This window comes from Flavobacterium sp. (assembly GCF_044368625.1).
GTDB lineage: Bacteria > Bacteroidota > Bacteroidia > Flavobacteriales > Flavobacteriaceae > Flavobacterium.
Map to the genome: position 1 here is coordinate 1 of NZ_JBIPPD010000203.1, position 5,862 is coordinate 5,862.

General features: G+C 30.8%; 11 protein-coding genes. 2 read left to right on the plus strand and 9 right to left on the minus strand.

The annotated features are described in order from the left end of the window. Positions 1-140 precede the first annotated feature (140 nt). Genes ACIQ2X_RS12970 through ACIQ2X_RS12980 form a run of 3 tightly spaced genes read right to left on the minus strand, consistent with a single transcriptional unit; the run spans position 141 to position 1,022 of the window. Positions 141-341, minus strand: a complete 201-nt coding sequence (locus ACIQ2X_RS12970) for a hypothetical protein (protein WP_396179348.1) — start codon at positions 339-341, stop codon at positions 141-143. Next, positions 334-540, minus strand: coding sequence for a hypothetical protein (locus ACIQ2X_RS12975; protein WP_396179349.1), 207 nt, complete (start codon positions 538-540; stop codon positions 334-336). The genes ACIQ2X_RS12970 and ACIQ2X_RS12975 overlap by 8 nt, the downstream gene beginning before the upstream one ends. Beyond that, complete coding sequence (locus ACIQ2X_RS12980) at positions 540-1,022, minus strand: hypothetical protein (RefSeq protein WP_396179350.1); 483 nt, start codon at positions 1,020-1,022, stop codon at positions 540-542. The genes ACIQ2X_RS12975 and ACIQ2X_RS12980 overlap by 1 nt, the downstream gene beginning before the upstream one ends. A gap of 251 nt (positions 1,023-1,273) precedes the next feature. Between ACIQ2X_RS12980 and ACIQ2X_RS12985 the strand changes: the two genes are divergently transcribed. Beyond that, positions 1,274-1,750, plus strand: a complete 477-nt coding sequence (locus ACIQ2X_RS12985) for a hypothetical protein (protein ID WP_396179351.1) — start codon at positions 1,274-1,276, stop codon at positions 1,748-1,750. Between the two features lie 161 nt (positions 1,751-1,911). On the opposite strand, the gene ACIQ2X_RS12990 is transcribed toward ACIQ2X_RS12985, so the two are convergent. The 5 genes from ACIQ2X_RS12990 to ACIQ2X_RS13010 form a co-directional block, all read right to left on the minus strand. After that, on the minus strand, positions 1,912-2,529 hold the full coding sequence (locus ACIQ2X_RS12990; protein WP_396179352.1) for a hypothetical protein: 618 nt from the start codon (positions 2,527-2,529) through the stop codon (positions 1,912-1,914). Further along, positions 2,519-2,725, minus strand: a complete 207-nt coding sequence (locus ACIQ2X_RS12995) for a hypothetical protein (protein ID WP_396179353.1) — start codon at positions 2,723-2,725, stop codon at positions 2,519-2,521. The genes ACIQ2X_RS12990 and ACIQ2X_RS12995 overlap by 11 nt, the downstream gene beginning before the upstream one ends. A 9-nt stretch (positions 2,726-2,734) precedes the next feature. Then, a complete protein-coding gene (locus tag ACIQ2X_RS13000) occupies positions 2,735-3,076 on the minus strand; it encodes a hypothetical protein (protein WP_396179354.1) in 342 nt (113 codons plus the stop codon). 255 nt (positions 3,077-3,331) lie between these two features. Next, complete coding sequence (locus ACIQ2X_RS13005) at positions 3,332-3,514, minus strand: hypothetical protein (protein WP_396179356.1); 183 nt, start codon at positions 3,512-3,514, stop codon at positions 3,332-3,334. A gap of 71 nt (positions 3,515-3,585) precedes the next feature. Continuing rightward, positions 3,586-4,143 (minus strand): hypothetical protein, encoded by a 558-nt coding sequence (locus ACIQ2X_RS13010; protein ID WP_396179357.1) that lies wholly within the window; start codon positions 4,141-4,143, stop codon positions 3,586-3,588. A 932-nt stretch (positions 4,144-5,075) separates the two neighbouring features. Here ACIQ2X_RS13010 and ACIQ2X_RS13015 point away from each other — a divergent pair. Continuing rightward, entirely contained in the window at positions 5,076-5,426 is a 351-nt protein-coding gene (locus ACIQ2X_RS13015) for a hypothetical protein (protein WP_396179358.1), read from the plus strand. A gap of 103 nt (positions 5,427-5,529) precedes the next feature. On the opposite strand, the gene ACIQ2X_RS13020 is transcribed toward ACIQ2X_RS13015, so the two are convergent. Next, a partial coding sequence (locus tag ACIQ2X_RS13020) for a tyrosine-type recombinase/integrase (protein WP_396179359.1) occupies positions 5,530-5,862 on the minus strand: 333 nt, incomplete at its 5' end.

Sequence of the window (5,862 nt, forward strand, 5' to 3'; positions counted from 1 at the left end):
TTTATCTCTTATTGTTTTATTAAATATTTTTCTTCCATTTTCGCTTGAGAAAATATGTTTGTCAATTGTGAAATCAAAAACTGGCGATTCAATATATGGTTCTACTTTCAGCTTAAGTTCTTCTATAGTCATTAAAATAGTTATTTTTCTTCCAATAGTTCTATTTGAGATTTTACATAAGAAATAAATTGACTAATTTTTTCTTCTGAATTACTATGTAAAACATTTTCTAAAGGTTTGCTTTCGATTAAAAAATCATTAAAATCAAATGCTTTATTAATTGTATGACCATATAAACACCAACTTTCAATTGCTTCTTTAATTAGTTGTTCTTTATTCATTTTCAGTTTTTTTTCGATGATGATTAATTTTATCATCCCAAGATTGATTTTTTTTATCTAGTTCTTCAATTATGTCAGGAATGTTTGCTTGTAATTCTGAATTTTCTTTGGCAACACGATATGAATTTTCAAGTGATTCTTGAATTTTTATAGATGTTCGAACCTCCCAAACTTTTACAAATGTGTCCCAAAATCCCATTATCCGTTGTTTTTGTGATATGACGTCAATGTTGATTCAACTTTTGCAACAAATTCAGCGATATTTCCACTACCACTTCCAGTTTTGTCAAATTGAAAATCTCGATTGCCTCCGCTCATCATTATTCGGACAGCTGACATTAAATTAGGTTTCTCTTTTTTGCTTTTATTTAGAAGAAAGTAACCTCCGCCGATAGCACCAAGACCTAGCATTATCCCACCAGCCATACTTTCAGATTTACCAACAATTCCACTTAATAAGAATATACCACCTAAAATGAATAACCAGTAAGGTGCATTTGATTTTTTTTTCCATATGGTCAATGCTTTATTATAATCATCAACTAGGTCAATTACACCGACTCCATTTACAGATCGCAATGCAAAAGCTTCATTAGAAGCTGCGGTATTTATAAATAATTTTTCACTTGTTAGTTTAATATCAAGGTTGTCGGCATTAAATTGAGATAAAATATCTTCCATTATTTTTATTTTTTGTTTCCTACTAATTTGGCTTTTCGGATTGTGCCCCGTTTTTTTTGTTGTTTCTGGTCTCAACTTTTGTATTGCAATTTTACAAAATATATTTTAAGAACTATCAAAATTATCTTTTGGTGGTTCTGTTGTCTGTCGTTTTTCGTTTGGTTCTCTCTTCATAAACTAGCCCATAACGTTTACAGCTTTGCGAGGTTGGGATTAAACCAGCCACATCATTAAATTAAAAAACCAAAATTATGACACAAAATAAACATTCCGAGAATACCGAAACCCAATCTTGCAAAACTGGTGTTATGCGAGGTTATTTTATTTCTGAGTATGAAAAATTCCTAGAAAGTAAAGGGATTGACACAGTTTGTTTTATGGGCTATGGATATAATTTAGAAGAAGTAAAAGTAGGTGCTGAATTTTATTTGTCATATTTATTTTGGGGAAGGATGTCATCTTTAAGAAATAGCACGCCTAAAGATGTTTTAAATAGTGTTTTAGGATTGCGAAATTATCCTGAATTTGAGCTTGATGATAAGTTTAAATTAATTCAGAAATATAAATATTTTGATTGCAAGGTGTTAGATATAAAAAACGGAAAAACAGAAAATGCAAGAGTCCGCAGAGAATTTGTAAGAATTAAAAACTTAAGAACTGGGGAAATTAAATTGTTAAAAGATGAATGGATTGATTCTTTTTATTATTTTCTATTTACGTTTTGGTAATCTCGCATAACGTTTTGGCGCTTGGCGAAGAAGCGGATTTCGAAGCACTAAACTGTCAACCCAGCACAAAAGTTGATACGAGGTAGAATGTTCAATTAACCACTGAACCCGCTTTTTTGCCAAACGCCTGTTATGCCTTCGTTGTTCTTTTCCGTCAACCATTAGCGAACTTTCATTATTGATTTGTAGTCGGAAACAAGTTTGTCAAGTTTATACTCGTTTGAACTGTAAATTTCTCCAACGGTTGTCCCACCGAATGCTTGAATAAAAGAGTCTGGTGTTGCATTTTTTTCAAACATTGCAAATGCGTTTGGATTTATTTCAAAAGTTAGGCTTAACACTTGCCCATATTCAAGTCTGATAGGAAAAGTTACTTTTTCAATTGGAAACATCATAAATGTGTCGTGTTCAAGTCCTGGCTCTAATTCAAATTTTGGCGAAACTTTAAAATATGGTTGATTAAAGTATCTAATTTCCTTTGTCAAATTAGTTATTGTTATACCCCACATAACTCCATTGTTTCCCATAGTTGATAGAGCTGCAATAACTGTCAAATAATAGTTTGCTCCAACCTTAATTTCGTTTTCCAAGTCTAAATTCTTTTGAAGTGTGTTTAATATCTCAATTGGTAATTCTGCTAATTGCTTTTGAAATTCAATTAAAAAAGTTCTTATTTGCTCATTGTCTCCAATGTTTACGGTTATAGTAGAGTTGTCAGCATTTTGAATAACAACATTCCCGTCTCCGTCTATGAACGACTTGTTTATTTTATTTAGCATATATCCATTTTATTATTTCTTCCCAACCCACAATTACTTGTAATACTAAAGCAACAAAAGCAATTGCTACACCAAAAATAACCCAAAATTTTCCATCTGGTTTAAAAGTTGTTTTGTTGCCGACAGAAACCTTTGAGTTTTTTATGTCTGAAATACTTACATTATTGTCGCCCTTTATAGAAGTTTTGTTTGTCATTGCTTGTTATTAATTACAGTTTCTTAATTTTCTTTCGCAGTCATCAAGTTCACTTTCCAAATTTCTTACTTTTCTTTCTAAATCATCGTTGTCACTTTCTAAATATGAGTTGCTATTTGATTGATAACTACTTTGACTTTCATAGTCGTCTTTTTGGGATTGACAATCTTCAAGTTCGTTTTCCAAATCTGAAATTTTGCTTTCCAAGTCGTCTTTTTCACTTTGGCAATAATCAAGGTCAGAGCGAAGTTCTTTTATCTCTCTTTGTTGATAAATATTAAAACCGAATGATGTCAAAATAATAAGTGAAATGGAAATTATAATTGTTAGTTTTTTCTTTTTCTCTTCCATAGTTGTTTAGTTTTTTATTCAAATATTATAGTTCTGTTTACCCGTTTGAATTTTCAATTGTCGTCTCATCGTTTTTTCGAGTTTCTATTCTGTCCTGTGGCGCACTACAATGAGGCATAACGTTAGGCCGCTAAGCGAAATTGCTGATGAAAGCGGACTGAGTTTTCTCTGCCAAGATAAACTTTCTTCGTGAATTATAAACGTTCAACTTACGCAAAATCAGCAAATTTGCTTAACGGCGGTTACAAGCAGTTTTTATTCATTTCCTTTTTCAGGATTTTTCAACCCAAACAAATAACCGATAATTGCGCCTAATATTCCAAAAATTGCCGTCATATTATTTTGTGCAATATTACTCAAAGCTAAAATTGTTCCTAAACTTGCGATAAAAGTTATACCGTAAATTTTTAGATTGAAAGCACCAATTCCAGATTTCATCTTAAAAAACAATAAGATAAAAGCAACTACAATAATAACCAAAATTGAAAAAAGTATTTTGTCTTCCATAACTAATCCGCATATTTGTTTGTCCATTTTATTCCTCTATTTATGTAATGAAATAGCATTAATATTCCAAAAGTTACTGAAATCATAATTAGCGTAAAGATAAAACTGTCTTCAACCAATTTATTAATAATTTCTTTTTTAACTTCCCCATATCCTGTGTCAGATATTTCCATACTTCCTGAATGAATTTCATTGTCTAACGCATTATTTTCAGCAATGTTTCCATTTTTTTTATTCCATTCTTTGAATTCTTCGGTATCTGCTATTGAATCTAAAAGTTTATTGTCTTCTGCTGTTGTATTATTTATAACTTCACTTTTTCTTTCTACTTTATCAACAATAAAATTGTATTGAGAAGGTTTATATCCAAGAATTTCTTCTGCTTCGAACCAAGCAAATTGCTTGTCAAAAATTGAATATTGAATTAAACCGTTGTAAATGGAAAATCCTGCAAACCACACGAATCCTAATATGATTGAAATTTTCACTTTTCTAAAAACAGTTACAATTTCGTTTGCAACAGTTTTTTTTGTTTCATTATTTTTGTCTGATTCGTTCATTTCAACGCGGTTTTTCTAAAATTGCTTGTAACGTCTTGCGGCTTTGCGAGGTTTGGGGAAAGCCGTTCCCAATTTTTTGATTAATCACTGATGTTTCCAAGTACGAAACAGAGTTTCAGTTTATCACTTCCGCCCAAATCTTGCAAAACCGCTGTTATGCCTTCGTTGTTTTATTTGTCGGTTATGTTTTACTATAGTCAACAATTTTAAATTTATTTTAGTAAGTTTGACTGCTAATTTAACTTTATAATTCTATGTATGATAAAATAGTTGAAAAATTAAATAAAGAACTAACTAAAAATCTAATTTATCTATTCTTTATAAGTTGTTTTTGGGCTGTTAGTTTTTACATACTTAAACCACAAATTTTAAAAGAAGATTATCACGTTCAGTTTTTTCTTTTGTTCTCTTTTTCTTTTGTTTGGATGTGCATTTATTTAGTATTTTGGTTGTTTTTTGAAATTGCTTTTAGATTTGGCATAGGTAAAGCAAGAGTTGAAGTTTCAGTATTTACAGCAATTCTGTTTAAATGTGTGTTTATTACTATTGGTTATTACTACTCAATGTATTTTACACAATACTTACAAATGTGTTTCAAATGGAGTGCCTATTTCATTATATTTTTACTACCTATTTCAGCATTTCTGCACAAAAGACGGTCAAAAAAGAAAGTAAAATCACAGGTATAAAAAAATGAACTACTAATAACACACATAAATACTCCTCTTCATCTGTCGTCATACTTTTGATAAACTCTCTGCTATAAATTTTCATTACTATTTTAGTTTTAGTAACGATATGTCATTGCTTTGTCCGTCGGTTTTTTGCGGTTCTACTACAATGAGGCATAACGTTCCGCATCTTGTGGTCAGTTGCGGACGATTAATCACAGACCACAACAAATATACACTAACTTTTAAATTAAAAACAAAATGGAAAAACAAACCCAAACCCCGCAATTGCCACAAAATGCTGTTAGCAGTAGTCTTTCTGTTTCTTCTGTTAAAAATGCTATTTATCAATATGGATTTTATCCTGCTGCTCACATTTTAAAAGAATTAGAAGAAAATGAAGATTTTGAAAAATGCAAAATATTTAAAGAAGCATTAGACCAAGTTGGCGCTGGTAGAGAATGGTATTTATCAACAAAAACAGAGGATTTTGAAATAAATAAAACTTATAACAATATTTTAAACACTTGTGAAAAGCCTAATTTAATTCATAATAATATGCCTTATTATATTTCTGAATTTAAGCGGTTAGTTTTTCCAGATTACTGCTAACTTGTATATACTCGCTACAAAATAGCGACAATCTACCCGATTTTGGGTGTATAGTCGCTATCAAGTAGCGCATTTGTAACAAATGTAATAATAAATATTTGTTTTACAAATCATCAAACGGACTTTTTATTTGCTGTAAACTTTTGGTACTTACGTGGGTATAAATTTCGGTAGTTTTACTGCTGCTGTGTCCCAATAATTCTTGTATGTATCTCAAATCAGTGCCGCTTTCCAATAAATGAGTGGCATAGCTGTGCCGTAACCAGTGCAAAGTAACTGGTTTTGTTATCTTTACTTTTTTTAGGGCTTGTTTTAAAACCTGTTGTAGGCTCCTGTCGTCATAAGGTTGCCCTTTAATTTTTCCTTCAAACAAAAATGTTTCAGGCTTGTGTAACTTATAATATTCTCGAAGCATTTCTAAAATTTTAGGAGATAA